A 17,778-nucleotide genomic window follows, 5' to 3' on the forward strand; every position below is an offset into this window, starting at 1 on the left:
GGTACAACTGCTCTGATTCTTTCCATCTCCTGAAAGGCGAGCGAATTGAAGAAGGTCCTGCTCGTTGAGCTGTCCGTTTTCGAGCGCATGACACCGCTGGCCTCCGGTTACCTTCAGGCGTACGCCGCAACGGATTCTTCGGTACGCAGCGAGTATCAGTTCGAGCGGTACACGACTGTGGCCAAAACACCTCGGGCTGATATCGCCCGAGACCTGATCAGGTCAGACGCTGATGTGTACGGGTTCAGCTGCTACGTATGGAACATGGGCCTGGTGCGGTCCCTTGTGGAAACCCTCAGGCAAGCAAAACCACATGTACACATCATCCTTGGCGGTCCGCAGGTGATGTCGCAGGCCCAGCGTTACTTGAACAGCGCTGATGAGCGGACCGTCATATGCAACGGCGAAGGGGAAATAACCTTCACTCAATACCTCCGTGCGCTGACCGAATCAAGTCCGCGGTTCGATGAAGTCGATGGGCTCAGCTTCTACCGCGACCGAGAATTAGTGACGACCGCGAAGCAATCCAGGATCAGCAACCTGAATGACGTTCCCTCCCCCTTCCTGACAGGGGTCTTCGACTCCGCGTACAGCATCGCCATTCTGGAGACGAATCGCGGTTGCCCTTATCACTGCGGGTTCTGCTTCTGGGGCGCAGCGACAAATGACAGGGTGCACCGTTTCGATGAGGAACGGGTCCGTGAAGAGATAAAGTGGATCGCCAAGAACGAGATACTTTTCCTCTTCATCGCCGATGCGAACTGGGGAATGCTGAGTCGGGATGTCGACATCTCTCGCCACATCACGGACTGCGCACTCGAACACGGGGCGCCGAACGTCGTCTACTTCTCCGCGGCGAAGAACAAGCCGCACGCGGTCACCAAGATCACCAGCATTTTCCAGAACGCCAACCTCATCGCTTCGCAGCCCGTGTCGCTGCAGACCCTTGAGCCGAACAGCCTTGATCTGATCTCACGCTCCAACATCAAGCTGAGCGCCTTCGCCGAGATCCAGGAAGATCTGCGCCAAAAGCAGATCAGCTCCTACATCGAGCTCATCTGGCCGTTGCCGGGTGAAACCCTCGAATCTTTCAAGCGCGGCATCGGAACACTGTGCGAGAACGAGGCGCAAACCGTGATCGCGTATCCTCACCTACTTCTCAACAACACCCCCATTTTTCACAGTGCAGAGAAAATGGGGATCGTGAGCCGGGCGGCCGGAGGGGGCGCCGCGGAGGCCGAGGTCGTCATTGGGACGAAAGAAGTTTCCGTACCGGAATTCGTAGAAGGTATGTATTATTTCTACGCCTTCCATGCTTTGCACAATACGCGCAGCCTCCGGGCGGTGAGCCGCTATCTGGTGAAGCAGTTGGGGATGCAGTATCAGGAGATCTTCGCCGCCTTCGCGGAATACCTGCGCCAACAAGGAGAAGACGACCCCATCCTCGCGTACGCGGAAAACTCGATTCGCGACGCGGATTACTACGACGTGAACAACTACGGCTTCTACATCCACTCCGTGCTGCACGAGCATCGGGAGGTTTTCGCCGAGCATGTGCGGCACTTCGCACAGAGCCAGGAATGGTGGGCCGACGGCAAGGTGCGCGCCCTGTTCGAGATCGACACGCTGAACCGTCCGTACATGTACAGCAATACACCTATGGACGTGCGCGCCGAAGACTTCCAGGAGCTCCGAGTTCTGGAGAGCGGCCCCCGTAGCCATACGGTAGAGGTCCCTACGGAGTATTTGGCGGATCTGGCCGATTCGGTCCAGATTCAGGGGATGCCGGCGAATGGCATATTCAAGGTCGAGCACAAGCGGCTGCAGTATCCCTTCATGCCGACGCAGAGCCGTGACCACAGCGGATCCTACTGCCACGGGATGATCGAGAAGGTCGGGAACGTCATGCCGTTCTGGGTCCCGGTCGACGCTGACCAGTTGGGCGACACAACATCTGGCGAGAAAGGAATCCACGCCCATGCCGAAATCTGACATAGGGACAGAAGAGATCGACTCAGCGCCTCTCGCTCCGTCGCGGCATACACATGTCCCCCGCAACAGTTCGCTGGGCGATCTCTTCGCGGAGCACGTCGTACGCAGCCCTGACGCGCCCGCCGTGACATACGGTCCTGTCACCCTGACCTACCGGCAGCTTGACCGGGTGACGAATTCCCTGGCCGCCCGACTACGGGAACTCGGCGTGCAGACCGACCGACTGGTCGCTGTTCAGGCCGACCGGAGCGTGAGCGTCGTCGTAGGCATGCTGGCCACCGTCAAGGCAGGCGGCGCCTATCTGGCACTGGATCCGGATCATCCGGCCGCCCGGTTGCGTACGGTCCTGGAGGAATCCAAGCCGGTGGCGCTGCTGGCAGAGGTCGGCGGGGAAGATCCCAGCGGTCTCGGAATTCCGGTGATCACGGTGGCCGAACACCTCGGTGAAGCGGTGCGGGACAGCGCCGCACACGATGGCCGGGTAGATGGCGCCGCCGCGCCGGAAGACCTCGCCTACGTGGTGTACACGTCGGGATCGTCCGGTACGCCGAAGGGTATTTGTGTAACCCACCGCAACGTTGCCCAGCGCACCCGGGGCGTCGATTACCTCAACTTCAAGCCGGGCGACCGCGTGGCGCAGATCTCGAACGCAGCCTTTGACGCCGCGACGATCGAGGTGTGGGGCGCGCTGCTGAACGGGGCCGAACTCATCGGATTCGACCGAGACACCATTCTCTCGCCCGGTCGTCTGGCCATCGCTCTGCGCGATCGGCGCATCGACACCATGGTGGTGGCAACACCGCTCTTCAACCAGCTTGCGGCGGATGACCCTTCGACGTTTGCCACGGTCTCCCAAGTCCTCGTCGGTGGTGACGTCATGGCGGTCAGCCAGGCGAACTCCGTCGCGGCGCTGCCGGGTTGCACTCTGCTCAATGGGTACGGCCCCGCCGAATGCACCACCCTCGCCACCGCGCATCACGTCACGCCGATGCCGGCAGAGCAATTGCGCGTGCCGATCGGCCGCCCCATCTCGAACGCGACTTGCTACGTGCTCGACGACGCGCTGCAGCCTCAGCCGGCTGGGGTGCCTGGCCAGCTTTATATCGGCGGTGACGGCGTGGCGCGCGGTTACCTCGGCCGGTCGGACCTGACGACCGAGCGGTTCCTTCCCGACCCCTTCGCGACAGAGCAAGGCATGCGGATGTATGCGACAGGAGATCAAGTCTGCCAACTGCCTGACGGCTCACTGGATTTCCTTGGCCGGAGTGACTTCCAGGTGAAGGTCCGGGGCTTTCGGGTCGAAACGAATGAGGTAGATGCCACGCTGTTGCAGCATCCTGAGGTCGGGGAAGCGGTGACGGTCGCCGACGCTGACGCCCGAACCGGAGACAAAACACTCATCAGTTACTACGTGGCGGCAGCCGGGGTATCGCCGCAAACAGATGACTTGCTCGCCTTCCTACGGGGCCGCCTACCCGACTACATGGTCCCGACAAGGCTGATCTGCCTCCCCGAACTGCCGAAGAACGCCAACATGAAGATCGACCGAGCGCAGCTGCCGGCGTTGGAGAAGTCGTCGCCTCCGGCAGATGACGGCGTACGCCAGGCCGATGCTGCTGATGCCGTCGATGCCGTCGATGCCGTCGATGCCGTCGATGCCGTCGATGCCGTCGATGCCGTCGAGGTCGACGACGAGATCACCGCCCTCATCGGACAGCTGCTGGACGTGCCGCGCTTCGGCCGTGAGGAGAACTTCTTCGACGCCGGTGGACAGTCGATGCTCGCGATCCGGCTGCTCACCCAGGTGGGAAGGCGCTTCCACGTGAACATGACGCTGGCGGAGTTCTTCGAGGACCCGACGGCGCGCGGCATTGCCAACTACATCCGGGAGCAGAGGAGTTGAGCCCCCGAGATCGAGGAAGGGCGTCCATGACGGGGGTGACCGACGAGTCGTGGTTCCCTCCGTGCAGGCCTGCGTCCGCTCCTGCGCCGACACTTGACGCGAAGGCGATCCAGTTGTTCTGCCTGCCTCACGCGGGGGCAGGTGCGTCGGCCTACCGGGACTGGCCCGCATCGCTGGCTCCGGGCATCGAGGCGATACCCGTGCAGTTGCCGGGACGGGAGAGTCGCCACAGGGAACCGGCACGCCTTTCGGCCGCAGAGCTCATCACCGAGCTGAGCGGTCCCTTGGCGAGGCGCGCGGGGCCGGACTTCGCCTTGTTCGGGCACAGCATGGGCGCTCTGCTCTGCTATGAACTGGCCCATGTGCTGTCCGACCTCGGCAAGCCTCCGCGCCATGTGTTCGTCTCGGGCCTTGGTGGGCCCCATCTGCCTTTTGCAGGGCCGTTGCTGCACGAAAAGACGGACGACGACCTGATCGCGGCCGTCGCGGACCTGGAAGGGACCTCCCCGGAGGTTCTCGCCCAGCCGGAGCTGGTGGAGTTGCTGCTTCCCTTGCTCCGCGCGGACCTCACGGTCTGGGAGACGTACGTCCCGCGCCGGAGTTCGGCCCTGCGGGTGCCGGTCCCGATCACGGCACTGGGCGGTCGCCGTGACCCCGGCGTCAGCCTGGAAAGGCTCAGTGCGTGGGAGAGCCTGACGTCGGCCGACTTCCGACTCGAGGTCTTCGACGGCGGCCACTTCTACCATCACGACGCGCCTGACGGTGTGGCCGCGGTCATCAGGAAGACGCTTCTGGATTCCACCCTGGTGCAGTAGGCGCGGCCTGGAAGCCGTCGGGCAATACCGTGAGCCGGATCAGGCGGTGATCGAGTGCCGGCACCCAGCCGTGTTCACCGATGAGCGGCCAGGACTGCCGCGAGGCCCTCTTGCAGATCCTTGACGAAATACTCCGGAACCTCCAGCGACGGGAAGTGTCCCCCGGTTTCGGGCTCCCTCCAGCGGACGATCTGCCGATACCGCTCCTGTGCCCAGGGGCGTGGACACTTCTCGACGTCGCGGGGATACATGGTGAGTGCCGACGGGACGTCGACCCGAAGTTCGGGATCCAGCGAGTTGTGGCTTTCGTAGTAGATGCGGGCCGCCGATGCGCCGGTCCGCGTCAGCCAATAAAGGGTGACGTCGTCAAGAATGCGGTCCCTGGAAATCGTCTCGAACGGGCTGTCCTCGGTGTCCGACCACTCGGCGAACTTGTCCAGGATCCAGGCGAGAAGCCCGACCGGTGAGTCGACGAGCGAGTAGCCGATGGTCTGCGGTCGGGTGGCCTGCTGCTTCGCATACGCAGCGCGGTGGCGCCAGAAATCGCGGGTTTCCTCGGTCCACTTGCGCTCGACCGCCGTCAGCCCGTCCGTTGTCAGCCCGGGCGGCCCCTCCGCGAACGTGGTGTGGATACCGAGAACGTGCGCCGGGAACCTGCCGCCGAGAACCGTGGTGATATTGCCTCCCCAGTCGCCGCCGTGGGCCGCGAACTTGCCGTAGCCGAGCCTTCCCATCAGCTCCACCCAGGCGGCCGCGATCTTTTCGGTTCCCCACCCGGTGGTGGCCGGTTTGTCGCTGTAGCCGAAGCCTGGCAGCGACGGAACCACGACGTGGAACGCCGGCGCGTCCGCATCTTTCGGATCGGCCAGCTCGTCCACCACATCGATGAACCGGGCAACGCTGTCCGGCCAGCCGTGCGTCATGAGCAGGGGAGTGGGATCCGCGCGCGCGGATCGGCGGTGCAGAAAGTGGATTCCCAGACCGTCGATGGTCGTGCGGAACTGGCCGATCCGGTTGAGGCGCTCTTCGAACGGCCGCCAGTCGTACCCGGTGCGCCAGTAGTTCACGACATCGGCGAGGTCGGCGAGAGGAACGCCCTGTTCCCATCGGCGAGGGCCGGGTGCGGCGCCACAGACCGTCTCGGCCTCCGGCAGCCGCGCCGCGGTCAGTCGCGCGCGCAGATCGTCGAGGTCGGCGTCAGTTGCGTGGGCTTCAAATGCTTGCACGTCGCTGGTTGGACGGGGCATGAGACCTCCTTGCCGTCGCGGAACCGGCTACGACCAACAGTGAACCGGCTAAGACGGTTCTACCGCGCCTTCACGCCGACGTGCAACCGGCTAAGGTGGTTCCATGCCTACTGGGTTCCCTGACTTCCGCCTCGGTACCGTGCTGGCGACCAGCTTCACGGGGACTCTGTCGGAGCGTCACGGCAACGCTGTGGAGCGCATTCCCACGCCGCACCGACTCGTCGACTGGCTGGCAGTGAGCGGTCTCGCCGTGGACTCCTGCACCACTGCCCAGCTCGGCCTCGCCCGGGAACTGAGGGAGTCGATCCACGCCGCCGCGACAGCGGCCGCGATCCAGGACGCTCTCCCCGGGTCCGCTGTCCAAGTCATCAATGACTGCAGTGCTCAGGGTCGGGCCGCGGCGATCCTGACGCCCGAGGGCAAGCGGCGATGGCGGCTCAGCCCGGGTTCCTGCGTGGAAGATGCCCTCAGCGTGATCGCCGCCGACGCGATCAGCATCATCGCGGGCGAACGAGACGGAAAACTGGCCTTGTGCGCATCACCGACCTGCCAAGCCGCGTTCTTCGACACCAGCCAAAGCCGCACCCGCAAATGGTGCGACATGAACACGTGCGGGAACCGTCAGAAGAAAGCGCGCTTCCATGCCAACCAGCGCAAGAACCCCGGATCAGCGGAGTGATCGTTACCCGGCACATCCCAATGGGCCCCACGCCATCTCTGCCGCGCCCCGTCTGACCACGTTCTGCCGCTTCGATGTGCGATGAGCCAACAAAGGTGCTTCGGCGCAAGATCCGGAGAGCTGGCTAACTCAGCCTGATGGGAAGGCCCTCCAGCCCGTGGATGAGGCTGGAGGGCCTCCACCGCAGCGAGGACGCGGGGGTCGCCAGCTTCAGCTCGGGGAACCGGGACAGCAGCGACCCGAACGCGATCTCGCCCTCCAGCCGCGCCAGTGGCGCACCGAGGCAGTAGTGGATCCCATGCCCGAACCCCATGTGGCCCGACATGTCCCGGCCCAGGTCGAGCCGGTCTGCATCGGGGAAACGGGACGTGTCCCAGTTCGCCGACGCCGATGCGAGCATGACCCATTCTTTGGCGGGGATGCTGACGTCGCCGATGGTCACCGGCTCAAGCGTGAACCGTTCGGTCGCGTGGTTCAGCGGGTTCGCGTACCGCAGCAACTCCTCGACTGCTGAAGGCATCAGCGAGGGATCGTCGCGCAGTCGCTTCAGTTCGGCCGGATGAGTCAGCAGCGCCAGCACTCCGTTGGTGATCAGGTTCAGCATCGTCTCGTGCCCGGCGACGAGCAGCAGGAACATCATCGAGAGCAACTCGTGCTCCGACAGCGAGTCCCCCGAGTCGCGGGCCGCGATCAGAGCCGAGAGCAGGTCGTCCGCCGGTGCCTGGCGGCGCTCCGTGACCAGGCGCGTGAAGTATTCGTACATGGCGACGGCGGCCGCGCGGGATTCCGCGCGCGTCCCCTGGGAGGAAAGCAGCGTCTCCGACCATGCGCGGAACGAGTCGCGGTCGCCGACCGGGATGCCGATCAGCTCGCAGATCACGGTCACCGACAGCGGGAACGCGAACGCCTCGATCAGTTCCGTCTCGGTGGGGCCATCCGCCATCGCGTCCAGCAACTCGTCGGTGACGGCCGAGATCCGTGGCCGCAGCGCGGCCACCCGGCGCGGAGTGAACGCCTTCACCACCAGGCGGCGCAGCCGGGTGTGGTCCGGTGGATCGAGGTTGAGCATGTGCTGGTCGAGATATGCCTGTACGGGGTCCACGTTGATGTCGAAGTCTTCGGGAGTCATGTGTGTCACCCAGTCCTTGGCCACCCGCGGGTCGGCCAGCGCGGCGCGCACGTCCTCGTACCGGGTGACGAGCCACACCCGGACGCCCTCGGACGTGATGACCGGGGTCACCGGCGCGGACGAACGCAGCCGCGCGAACAAGCCCTGAGGATCCTGGAAAAAGGAATCGTCCAGCCGCTCGGTCGCGGTTGTCGTTTCCCCTCTGGCATTCATCATCGCGACAACCTCACTAGTAGCACCTCAGTCGCAGTTGACCGACCGGCGTCCTGATTGATGACCGCCCCTGTTTCAACGGGAGTTCGGTGCTCAAGGAGGCGTCGGACCCTGCTCTCCCCTTCGGCCACCCCTGGTCCCACGTTCTGCCTTTGCTTCGCACTCCTTGACTCCGCCCGAAGTGCGCGGCAGTGGGCGGCGAATCATCGCTGGGTTTGCAGCGGTCAGGCTAGCAATATCGTCAGAGATGGGGCACCAATACCGAATATGATTCGACAGTTGTGGGGCGTGAGGGAATGAGGGCGAACTTGATTCGGCGATGCTGCGGATTCTGCGGCAGGACGGTCGGCGAAGCTGATGTCCTCGGCGGCGGCTGCCAAGACGGCGCGGCGCAAGAGGGCCGCGTTCAACGAAGTGCTCAACATCCCGGTGGAGAACGGCTCCGACGGCCTGAGGCGGGCGAGAAGAAGGCGCCTGACGGGCAAAAGCCCAGTTCAGGCGCCTCTTCTCGGGCCTCTAGAAGAAGCCGAGCTTCTGTGCTGAGTAGGAGACGAGCAGGTTCTTCGTCTGCTGGTAGTGCTCCAGCATCATCTTGTGGTTCTCGCGGCCGATACCCGACTGCTTGTATCCGCCGAAGGCCGCATGCGCCGGGTACGCGTGGTAGCAGTTCGTCCAGACGCGGCCCGCCTGGATCGAACGGCCCGCTCGGTACGCCGTGTTGATGTTCCGGGTCCACACGCCCGCGCCGAGGCCGTACAGCGTGTCGTTGGCGATCTTGATGGCGTCGTCGTAGTCGGCGAACGAGGCGACCGAGACGACCGGGCCGAAGATCTCCTCCTGGAAGATCCGCATGCGGTTGTTGCCCTCGAAGATCGTGGGCTGGACGTAGTAGCCGCCCGCCAACTCGCCGTCGTATTCGATGCGCTGACCGCCCGTCAGGACCTTCGCTCCCTCCTGCTGGCCGATGTCCAGGTAGGAGAGGATCTTCTGGAGCTGGTCGTTGGACGCCTGGGCGCCGATCATCGTGTCGGTGTCGAGCGGGTTGCCGGGCTTGATGGCCTCCGTGCGCGCGATCGCCGCGTCGAGGAACTCGCTGTAGTGGCCCTGCTGGATCAGCGCCCGCGAGGGACACGTGCAGACCTCGCCCTGGTTGAGGGCGAACATCGTGAAGCCCTCCAGGGCCTTGTCGCGGAAGTCGTCGTCCTTCGCCCACACGTCGTCGAAGAAGATGTTCGGCGACTTGCCACCGAGTTCGAGGGTCACCGGCTTGATGTTCTCGGACGCGTACTGCATGATCAGCCGGCCCGTCGTCGTCTCGCCGGTGAACGCGACCTTCGCCACGCGCGCGCTCGACGCGAGCGGCTTGCCTGCCTCCACGCCGAAGCCGTTGACGACGTTCACGACGCCCGGCGGCAGCAGGTCGGCGACCAGGCTCAGCCAGTAGTGGATGGACGCCGGGGTCTGCTCCGCGGGCTTGAGGACCACCGCGTTGCCCGCCGCGAGGGCCGGGGCCAGCTTCCAAGTGGCCATCAGGATCGGGAAGTTCCACGGGATGATCTGCGCCACGACGCCGAGCGGCTCGTGGAAGTGGTACGCGATCGTGTCGTCGTCGATCTCGCTGAGCGAGCCCTCCTGGGCGCGCAGGGCGCCCGCGAAGTAGCGGAAGTGGTCGATGGCGAGCGGGATGTCGGCGGCGAGGGTCTCGCGGACCGGCTTGCCGTTCTCCCAGGTCTCGGCGACCGCCAGCTTCTCGAGGTTCGCCTCCATCCGGTCGGCGATCTTGAGGAGGATGTCGGCGCGCGCGGTCGGCGAGGTGCGGCCCCAGGCGGGCGCGGCGGCGTGCGCCGCGTCGAGGGCGCGCTCGACGTCCGCCTCGGTGCCCCGGGCGATCTCAGTGAACGGCTTCCCGTTGACCGGGCTCGGGTTCTCGAAGTACTGGCCAAGGGCCGGCGGCACGTACTCGCCGCCGATGAAGTGGTCGTAGCGGGCCTGGTAGGAGACGACTGAGCCGTTGGTACCGGGCGCTGCGTAAAGGGTCATCTTGGCTGGCCTCCCGTGCGAGCCGCCCGCCGTTGGGCAGCTTTCGCACGGAGGCTAGGCGCGCGGACGTTGCAGATACGTTGCGTACGTCGCCGGGGTCCCGGGCGCGGCCTGCTCCGCGTCGAGCTCCCTGAGGCGGGCCAGCACGGGCGGCGCCGGGCGCACCGAGGCCAGCGCCAGCCACACGTCGAGGTCCTCCTCGCCCCACGGAGCATGCGCCCAGTCCGCCAGCAGATCGGGGTCGCCCCGCGCGATGAGAGCGGCACGCATCTCGTCAGTGAGCCTGCGCCGTACACGCACGACGGCCGGGGCCTGCGATCCGGGCAGCAGCGGTCCGCCGAACGCGGCGGCCGCCGCCGTCACCGCGCCCGTCCCCAGGCGCCGCTCGACCGTGCCGAAGTCCGAGTCGACGGGGGACGCCAGGCGGTAGGGGCGTGAGCCGAGGATGTCGGGGCCGAGTATCCGGCGCAGGCGCGCCAGTTCGGCCCGCAGGGTCACGGGTGTCACCGACTCGTCCTCGTAGAGCGCGCAGAGCAGCTCGTCTCCGGTCAGGCCCTCCGGGTGGCGGGCCAGCAGGACGAGGATCTCGCTGTGCCGGCGGCTGAGGCGGATCTTGCGTCCGGCGCCCGTGAGGAGGAGCGCCTCGTCGCGGCCGAGCGCGGTGAGCCGGAGGCCGGCCTCGTCCGAAGGCGGCGGTGCGAGCAGCGCCAGATGGGACTCGGCCGCACGCGCCACCGCCTGCACGAACGCCAGGCTGTGCGGATGGGCGAGACCGTCCCCGCCCGTGATGTCGACGGCGCCGAGCAGTCGCCCCGAACGCGGATCGTGCACGGGCGCCGCCGCGCAGGTCCACGGCTGGACACGCCGGATGAAGTGCTCGGCGGCGAACACCTGGACGGGCCGGTCGACCGCCACCGCCGTGCCCGGCGCGTTGGTCCCCATCGCCGTCTCCGACCAGCGCGCGCCCGGCACGAAGTTCATCTTCCCCGCCCGCTGCCGGGTCGTCGGGTGGCCCTCCACCCACAGCAGCCTGCCGTGCGCGTCGCAGACGGCGAGCAGATGCTCGCCGTCCCGGGCGAACGTGCCCATGAGTTCCCGGAACAGCGGCATGACCCGCGCCAGCGGATGCTCGGCGCGGTACGCCCCGAGGTCGCCGTCGCTCAGCTCCACGGAAGCCGACGCGTCCGGGCTGACGTGCGCCCCGGCCGAGCGCCGCCAGGAGTCGGCCACCACGGAGCGCACCGGCCGGGACACGGTCCCCGCGGCGGTGAACGTCTCGTGCGCGCGGCGCAGGACCCGTACCCGCTCGGACGGATCGGTGCCCGGCTCCAGGGCCACCCATGGATCGGTCAAGTCGGCCTCCCCGGCGGACGATGCGGCGGTGCATCGCTGTGGGGACATCGTCGCGCCGGAGACGCATACGGACAAGCGTCCCGACACTGATCCGCACGGATGCGTCACAGTGCGTGCGCGCCGGGGAGGCCGGCTCTGCCGCGCTCCTGCCCGCTGCTCAGGCGAAGTTGACCATTCTGATGTAGCGGGACCAGTCCCAGTACGGGCCCGGGTCGGTGTGATCCGTGCCGGGGACCTCGTAGTGCCCGAGGATGTGCTGGCGGTCCATGGGTATGCCGTACTTGGCGCAGATCGCGGCGGTGAGATTTGCGGACGACTGGTAGAGGGCATCGGTGAAGAACTCCGGCTGGTCGACCCAGCCTTCGTGCTCGATGCCGATGCTGCGGGTGTTGTAGTCCCAATTCCCGGCGTGCCAGGCGATGTTGCGCTCCCGGACGCACTGGGCGATGTGGCCGTCGGACGAGCGGACCACATAGTGCGCGGAGACCTTCTTGGCCGGGTTCTGGAAGATGGCCAGGGCGTCGGCGTACGTCTCCTGGGTGACGTGAATGATCACGTAGTTCAGGGGATAGCTGGTGGGGCGGCTGGACGCCGTGTAGTTGGAGGTGCTGGCCGGGACGGACTCGGCGCCCGGATAGTCGACGGCCTCCGGCAGGGCGGAGGCGCGGGCGGCGGGGAGCAGCGCTGCGGGCACGGCGGCGAGCGCGCCGGCCTGGAGCAACCGGCGCCGGCTCGGGAGTGGCCTTCGGTCCATGACTGGTCTGCCTTTCTGGTGGGGGCGATGGGCAGGGCTTTGTCAGCGAACGGAGAACAGAGAACGGTGTGTCGTCAGAAGGTGCGGTGGTCCGGGCGGGGGAGCGTCGCGGCGACGTCCCTCAGGTGCGCGTGCAGCCCGCGGTGCGTCTCCCGGGCCGGCAGCCACTCCTTACGGAGCTTCGCCACGCACGTGTAGTTCGTGTCGCAGACGTTGGCGAGCGGCGACTCGACGGTCTGCGACGCGAACTGGTACGCGTCGAGCTCACTGAAGCCGTAGTCGCGCTCCAGCCAGCGCACCAGGTCGAGTTGGGAAATCCGGAACGCGTCCTCCAGGGGCCGGGCCGACCCCGTCGAGATGATGTGCGTGTCGGACTCGATGCGCGGCCACGCGGTGGCGACGCCCTTGAGGAGTTCGACGATCACGACGGTCCGCATGGCGCACTCGACGGCGACGCCGCACGTCTCGCCCTCGCCCTGCCGCGCGTGCCCGTCGCCGAGACTGAGCAGCGCGCCGTCGACATTCACCCCGAGATAACAGGTGACGCCCGCGCGCATCTCCGGTGAGTCCATGTTGCCGCCGTGCGCGTCCGGGACGAGGGCCGAGCGGACCTCCAGGTTCGCGGGTGCCACGCCCACCGTTCCGTGCATGGGGTCCATCGGCAGCTCGACCTGGAGGCCGCTGTCGTGCGCCGTGAACCGGGCGGTGCGCCGCTCCCGGTCCAGGTGCCACATCCACACGACCTCGGGCAGCGGCGGCTGGAGCGTGGCCGTGGTGTGGGTGGACGTGAGCGCGCCGAACAGCGGGACCGTCGTGGACGCCGCCCAGTCGCGGGCCGGCTCGACGGACACGAAGTGCACCGCGACCGTGTCACCCGGCTCGGCGCCCTCGATGTGGAAGGGCCCGGTCTGCGGGTTGAGGAACGGGAACTCGCACACCTGCGACACCAGGTCCTTCTCGGACCGCACCCGCCCGCCGAAGCAGTCCTCCGTGTACAGGTCGAGAACGGTGCCCGGCGCGATCCTGGCGACGGGAGGCGCGCCGCCGAACGTGTAGGCGTACTCGCCCGGTTCGGGCCGCACGGTCAGGATCCGGGGGTCGTTCATCGCTGTACCGCTCCGCTCTGTGAGGTGGGCGCGTCAGGGTCGGCGCCCGGGTCCACTTCGGGATCTGAAGCGTCGTCGTCGAGATGGACGCGTCCGGTCTCCGCGATACGTTCCGGATGGCGCCGCAGGAGCACTCCGAGCACCACGACCCCCGCGAGCATCCACACGGCGACGACCGGGCCCGCGTAGGACACCGGCGCGGTCAGCTCCGACACGAAGTCGAAGACGGGCAGGCCCGCGGCCGTCAGCAGTGCGGGTACGAACGCGACGATGCCCAGGAGCGGGAGGACGAGGTGGCGCACCGGGCGCAGGTCGGGGCGGCCGCGGCGCAGGAAGTACCCGGCACAGGCGAGGTTCGCCACGATGTACACGCCGATGATGACCGTGACGATGACCGTCGCCAGGAGCAGGAACGCCGTCACCGGGTCGTAGGCGAAGCCGAGTCCGAGCATCGCCGCGACCGCGACGACGAACTGGACGGCGACGCCGGTGACGGGGGAGCGGCGCACCGGGTGCAGCCGCGCGAAGCCGCTCGGGAAGACGCCGATGCGGCCGAGAGCGAAGGCCGTGCGCGTCGAGACGCTGGCGCACGCGTTGGCGTTCGCGATCGTCGAGTTCACCACCGCCAGGAACACCAGGACCCAGAACAGGCCGAACGAGGCGCGAGCCACGCCCTCCCATGACGCGGCGCCCTCCGCCCCGAACGTGGCGAACTTGCCGGGCCCGAAGTACACCGACATCGCGTACGTCGTCAGTACGTAGAAGAGCCCGATCGCCAGGGCCGCCCCGAGGACCGCACGGTGCATGGTGCGCCGTGGGTCGCGGGTCTCCTCGGCGAGTGGGGCCGCCGCCTCGAACCCGGCGAACGCCAGCACCGTGTACACCGAACCGGCGAAGACGCCGCTCCAGCCCTCGTACCCCTGTGCCGTGTGCGAAGTGCCGAACACCGAAAGGGTGTTGTCGCTGCCGGCCTTCGAGATCAGCAGGATCGCGAAGGCGAGGAAGACGACGACCTCGAAGGCGCCGAGCACCGTCCCGAAGCGGGCCGACGCCCGCACTCCGAAGTAGCCCGCCACGGCGATGATCACGGCTCCGGCGAGCGACCACGGCCACCACAGGTCCGCGGGGTACGACGACCACTCGTGGTGCAGCGTCCCGGCGGTGGTGAAGCCCAGTTGCAGGAGGAGCAGCGGAGGCACGAGGGCCTCCACGAACACATAGCCCCAGCCGACGAGGAAACCCACGCTCGGATGGAGACCGCGCGCGGCGTACGTCGATACGGAGCCGGCCGCGGGCAGTTCGCGGGCCAGCTCCGCCACGCACGACGCCGTGAACAGGCAGGCCACCAGCGCGATCAGTACGGACAGCGGCAGACTGCCGCCCGCGAACGCCGTACCCGCCGGGATCGACGCGGCGACCGCGGCCGCCGGAGCCATGGCCGTGATGCTCTGGAACAGGACCTCGCGCAGCCCGATGGCCCCGCGCCGCAGCCCCGTACCGCTGTGAACGCTCACCCGCGACACCTGAATCCCCCGATCCACGTGAGTGCGCCGCCGCGCCGAGGCGGTGACATCCCGTGTGAATTACGTTAAGGGCCCTGGCGGTTGGGGCGGAAGAGGGCGCGGCGCGCCTGTGGACAACCCGCCGGTTGTGAACAACCGCACGTCAGAGGTCCGAACCTCTGGCACTTCGCGCGCCACGGCCCCGGGGTCCAGACGGCCACGGCGTTCTACGCGGCCGCCGCCACCGGATCGTCGAGCACCGCCCGCACCACCGAGTGCGCCGCACCCAGCAAGGGGCCGTCCGACCCCAGGCGCGACACCGTCACCCCGTCGGCCGGGGTCGCCGTCCGACGGGTCAACTCCCGCTCCAGCGTGGGCAGTAGCCACGGCGCCAGCCGCGAGAGTGCCCCGCCGAGCACGACGGCCTGAGGATCCAGGAGGTTCACCGCCCCGGTCAGCGCGATGCCCAGGGCGGTCCCGGCTCCGCGCAGCGCCCGCCGCGCATCCGTGTCCCCTGCCGCGGCGCGTTCGGCGAGCAGGCCCACCCGGTCCTCGCCGGGACCCAGGCCCGCCGCGCGCAGCACGGCCTCCTCGCCCGCGTACTGCTCCAGACAGCCGCGCCCTCCGCAGGGACACGCCGGGCCCTCCGGGCGAACCGGGACGTGGCCCAACTCGCCCGCGAATCCACGGGTTCCGCGCAGGAGCTTGCCGTCGACGACGAGCGCCGCGCCGATGCCGATCTCGGCCGAGACGTGCAGGAAGTCGGCGGGGGTGTCCTCGCCGAGCCAGAGCTCGGCGAGGGCCCCGAAGTTCGCCTCGTTGTCGACGCTCAGCGGCAGCACCGTCCGTGGCCCGGTCGGGCTCGGCAGCAGTGCGGAGACGTCCGTGTCGTGCCAGTCCAGATTGGGTGCCCGGACCACCGTGTGGGTGCCGCGGGCGACCAGGCCCGGCACGGCGACCGCGAGGCCCGCCGGGCGCAGCCCCTCCCGTTCGGCGCGATCTGTCACCTCTCGGACCAGCACGGACAGTTCCTTGAGGACAGGCCTGGGCGCGCGCCCGCGGTTGGGGACGCGGCGCACGGCACGCGCGCGTACCTCGCCGCTCAGGTCGACCGCGCACGCCGCGAGATGGTCGACACCGACCTCGGCTCCGATTCCGGCCGGACCGCGACGGCTGACCACGAGCGCCGAGCCGGGCCGCCCGACCCGGCCGGGGCGCTGCGGGCCGAGCTCCTCGATCAGACCCGACCGGATCAGCTCGTCGACGAGCGTCGAGACCGCCGCCCTGGTCAGCCCGATGTGCTGGGCGACCGTCGCCCGCGACAACGGGCCGTCGGTGGCGACAGCGTGCATGACCCGCGAGAGGTTGCGCCGACGCATGCCCTGCTGGGTGTCGGGCATGCCGGGCCGGGTCTCGTGCAGTGGTGCGGTCATGCCTCCGGACGCTCCCATGGGGTCGGGCCGGCGCACGGGGCCGCCGGCCTTCCTGGATCCTCGGCCGGCCGGGTGGTCAGCGCGGGCCCCTGTCCAGGAGCGGGGCCGCGTCGGAGAGTACCCCGGAGATCCGCGCCAGCGCCGCCGCGTCCTGTTCCACGGGATCGAGAACCGGGCCCTGCGCCGTGCCCCAGCGCCGCGCAACCGCCGCCGGATCCTCGCCGGTCAGCAGCCCCGCGGCCTGGGCCGCGGCGCCGAGCGCGACCAGCTCGCGGGCCTCGGGCACCTGCACGGCACGGCCCGAGAGCCGCCGTACGGTCTGCTGCCAGGCCGTTCCCCGGGCGCCACCCCCGATGAGCAGCAGCGGCACCGACAGGTCGGCGTCGGCGTCGAGGACGAGGTCGAGCGCGCCCAGGAGCGCGTGGACGGCGCCGTCGTAGGCCGCCTGCAGCAGCTGGCCTCCCGTGGTGTCGTGCCGCAGTCCGTGCAACAGGCCCGAGGCGTTCGGCAGATCGGGGGTGCGCTCGCCGTCCAGGTAGGGCAGCAGCGTGATCTCGCCCCCGGGTTCCACGGCCTCGCGGTCCAGGCCGAGCAGCGCGGCCACCCGGTCGACGGCGAGGGTGCAGTTCAGGGTGCACGCGAGCGGGAGCCAGTCGCCGCGCGCGTCGGCGAAGCCGGCGACGGTGCCGGTCGGGTCCGTGGGACGGCGCCGCGACACCGCGTACACCGTGCCGGACGTGCCGAGGCTGAGGACCGGCGTGCCGGGCCGGAGTCCGAGGCCGAGGGCGGCCGCCGCGTTGTCACCCGTGCCCGCGGCGACCAACGTCCCCTTGGAGAAGGGCAGTTCACCCGAACCGTGGACCGTGCCGGCCACCTCTCCGGGGCGCACGACCCGGGGGAGCAGCGCCGGATCGAGCCCCACGCGCGCGAGGATGTCGTCGTCGTACGACTCCGTGGCCGATGCCCACCAGCCGGTGCCCGAGGCGTCGCCCCGGTCCGTCGTGCCGTCGCCGGTCAGCCGCTGGGTGAGGTAGTCGTGCGGCAGCCGCAACGCGGCCGTGGCGCGTACGGCGTCCGGCTCGTGCTCGGCCAGCCAGGCCCACTTGGCGACGGTGAACGAGGCTCCCGGCACGCTGCCCACCCGCTCGGCCCAGGCCTTGGGGCCGCCCATCTCGTCGATGAGGTCGCGGGCCTGGGGCGCCGAGCGCACGTCGTTCCAGAGCAGCGCGGGACGCACCGGGCGGCCCCCGGCGTCCAGCGTGACCAGGCCGTGCTGCTGACCGCCGACCGACACCGCGGAGGCCCGGTGCGCCGCGTCACCGCACTGGCGCAGCGCCTCGCACAGGGCGGTCCACCACTGCTCGGGATCGCTCTCGCGGCCCGGCCCCGAGCTGACCGTGTGGGGCGCCTGGCCGCTCGCCACGACCGCGCCCGTGGCGGCGTCGACGACCAGGACCTTCGTGGACTGCGTGGAGCTGTCCACCCCGACGACGAGTGGTCCATCGGCTGATGACATCCGGCTCTCCCGTTCCTGACAAGACGATTCCGTGGCCGTCCGCGGTACATGTGCGGGAGAGCGTTCACGCAATGCTCTCCCGATATGCCTCTTCCC

Annotated in this window: 13 protein-coding genes; 4 read left to right on the top strand and 9 right to left on the bottom strand. The window is 68.4% G+C overall.

What is annotated here, in order from left to right; translation table 11 throughout:
* The first annotated feature begins 45 nt into the window (after positions 1–45).
* The 3 genes from ACIPWY_RS05970 to ACIPWY_RS05980 are packed head-to-tail and all read left to right on the top strand — an operon-like array spanning position 46 to position 4,710.
* Entirely contained in the window at positions 46–1,992 is a 1,947-nt protein-coding gene (locus ACIPWY_RS05970) for a cobalamin-dependent protein (RefSeq protein WP_401532348.1), read from the top strand.
* Positions 1,979–3,895, top strand: coding sequence for a non-ribosomal peptide synthetase (locus tag ACIPWY_RS05975; RefSeq protein ID WP_401532349.1), 1,917 nt, complete (start codon positions 1,979–1,981; stop codon positions 3,893–3,895). Before ACIPWY_RS05970 ends, ACIPWY_RS05975 begins: the two co-directional genes overlap by 14 nt.
* 26 nt (positions 3,896–3,921) lie before the next feature.
* Complete coding sequence (locus ACIPWY_RS05980; protein ID WP_401532350.1) at positions 3,922–4,710, top strand: thioesterase II family protein; 789 nt, start codon at positions 3,922–3,924, stop codon at positions 4,708–4,710.
* 74 nt (positions 4,711–4,784) lie between these two features.
* Here the strand turns inward: ACIPWY_RS05980 and ACIPWY_RS05985 are convergent, their stop codons facing one another.
* On the bottom strand, positions 4,785–5,957 hold the full coding sequence (locus tag ACIPWY_RS05985; protein WP_401532351.1) for an epoxide hydrolase family protein: 1,173 nt from the start codon (positions 5,955–5,957) through the stop codon (positions 4,785–4,787).
* A 103-nt stretch (positions 5,958–6,060) separates the two neighbouring features.
* Between ACIPWY_RS05985 and ACIPWY_RS05990 the strand changes: the two genes are divergently transcribed.
* Complete coding sequence (locus ACIPWY_RS05990; RefSeq protein WP_362900496.1) at positions 6,061–6,636, top strand: CGNR zinc finger domain-containing protein; 576 nt, start codon at positions 6,061–6,063, stop codon at positions 6,634–6,636.
* Between the two features lie 124 nt (positions 6,637–6,760).
* Here ACIPWY_RS05990 and ACIPWY_RS05995 read toward each other — a convergent pair whose 3' ends face one another.
* The 8 genes from ACIPWY_RS05995 to xylB all read right to left on the bottom strand — a co-directional run bounded on the left by ACIPWY_RS05995 (position 6,761) and on the right by xylB (position 17,682).
* Positions 6,761–7,906 (bottom strand): cytochrome P450, encoded by a 1,146-nt coding sequence (locus ACIPWY_RS05995; RefSeq protein WP_401532352.1) that lies wholly within the window; start codon positions 7,904–7,906, stop codon positions 6,761–6,763.
* Between the two features lie 588 nt (positions 7,907–8,494).
* Positions 8,495–10,018, bottom strand: coding sequence for an aldehyde dehydrogenase family protein (locus ACIPWY_RS06000; RefSeq protein ID WP_401532353.1), 1,524 nt, complete (start codon positions 10,016–10,018; stop codon positions 8,495–8,497).
* Between the two features lie 54 nt (positions 10,019–10,072).
* Entirely contained in the window at positions 10,073–11,371 is a 1,299-nt protein-coding gene (locus ACIPWY_RS06005; RefSeq protein ID WP_401532354.1) for a GAF domain-containing protein, read from the bottom strand.
* Positions 11,372–11,528: 157 nt separating this feature from the next.
* Positions 11,529–12,125, bottom strand: a complete 597-nt coding sequence (locus ACIPWY_RS06010) for an N-acetylmuramoyl-L-alanine amidase (RefSeq protein WP_362900488.1) — start codon at positions 12,123–12,125, stop codon at positions 11,529–11,531.
* A gap of 74 nt (positions 12,126–12,199) precedes the next feature.
* A complete protein-coding gene (locus ACIPWY_RS06015; protein WP_393698732.1) occupies positions 12,200–13,231 on the bottom strand; it encodes an acetamidase/formamidase family protein in 1,032 nt (343 codons plus the stop codon).
* A complete protein-coding gene (locus ACIPWY_RS06020) occupies positions 13,228–14,745 on the bottom strand; it encodes an APC family permease (protein ID WP_362900484.1) in 1,518 nt (505 codons plus the stop codon). The genes ACIPWY_RS06015 and ACIPWY_RS06020 overlap by 4 nt, the downstream gene beginning before the upstream one ends.
* A 215-nt stretch (positions 14,746–14,960) precedes the next feature.
* On the bottom strand, positions 14,961–16,166 hold the full coding sequence (locus ACIPWY_RS06025) for an ROK family transcriptional regulator (RefSeq protein WP_362900482.1): 1,206 nt from the start codon (positions 16,164–16,166) through the stop codon (positions 14,961–14,963).
* Positions 16,167–16,242: 76 nt separating this feature from the next.
* The gene (gene xylB / locus ACIPWY_RS06030; protein WP_401532355.1) at positions 16,243–17,682 is read right to left on the bottom strand and encodes a xylulokinase; all 1,440 of its coding nucleotides are present in this window, start codon (positions 17,680–17,682) and stop codon (positions 16,243–16,245) included.
* Between the last annotated feature and the right edge of the window lie 96 nt (positions 17,683–17,778).

Source organism: Streptomyces sp. NPDC090032 (assembly GCF_044748025.1).
Taxonomy (GTDB): Bacteria; Actinomycetota; Actinomycetes; order Streptomycetales; family Streptomycetaceae; genus Streptomyces.